Annotated in this window: 1 protein-coding gene; it reads left to right on the forward strand. The window is 32.2% G+C overall.

Translation table 11 applies throughout. The features are described 5' to 3' along the window. On the forward strand, positions 1–552 hold a 552-nt coding region (locus tag GO621_RS18710; RefSeq protein WP_232335716.1), incomplete at its 5' end, for a hypothetical protein. Between the last annotated feature and the right edge of the window lie 196 nt (positions 553–748).

Here is a 748-nt window from a genome sequence, read left to right on the forward strand (position 1 = left end):
CGTTATATGCCATTGAAGAACCAACTCGCAACCTTTCTACTTCTTTTCATGTTGCTCAACTTTAAGTTTGCAAATGGACAAAATATAACGCAATCAAAGCACGACTTTAGTTTCTATGTTAACGATGTAGAACAATTATTGGGAAATGTAGAATTATCAATTATCGTTTCTAATGACACTATTAAAAGCAAAAGAATTACAAATTCCTTTTATTTTCCTATTATAGACACAAGTAAACAATTTGACATATTACTTAAAATTAACGGTCTTACTTTTTCGGGACAAGGGTACAAAGCTTGGGTGTTAAATAAAGGTTCAAAAATGACTTTCGGACAGATAACGAAATTGAACAAGTTGGAGTCGGTGGCAAAATATAACGGTATGACAAAAAAAGATAATGGTTGGGAAGAATACTCAAAACGGTTTTTTGTTATTAATGATGTTTACACAGTTGAGATAGACAATAGAAAAAGAATACATGAATTACAATTTTTAATTGTCAGTCCTCATAACAGCAATAGTCTTTTTACGACACAAAAAACGATAAAATAAGAAACGGCATATAACATTGGTTTGGCAAAAAACTGGCGGACGGAATAAACATCAACTTTTGTTTTGCTATTTTGCTTCTGTTCCAGCGGACGGAACAGAAATTTAGTTGATAAAAGAAGCATCAACATTTGATTATTTATTTAACTTCAGTTTCGGCGGAAGGAATTCTATTGCCAGTTCTTCGCCAAGCCTTATT

This window comes from Mucilaginibacter arboris (assembly GCF_009754915.1).
Classification (GTDB): Bacteria; Bacteroidota; Bacteroidia; order Sphingobacteriales; family Sphingobacteriaceae; genus Mucilaginibacter_A; species Mucilaginibacter_A arboris.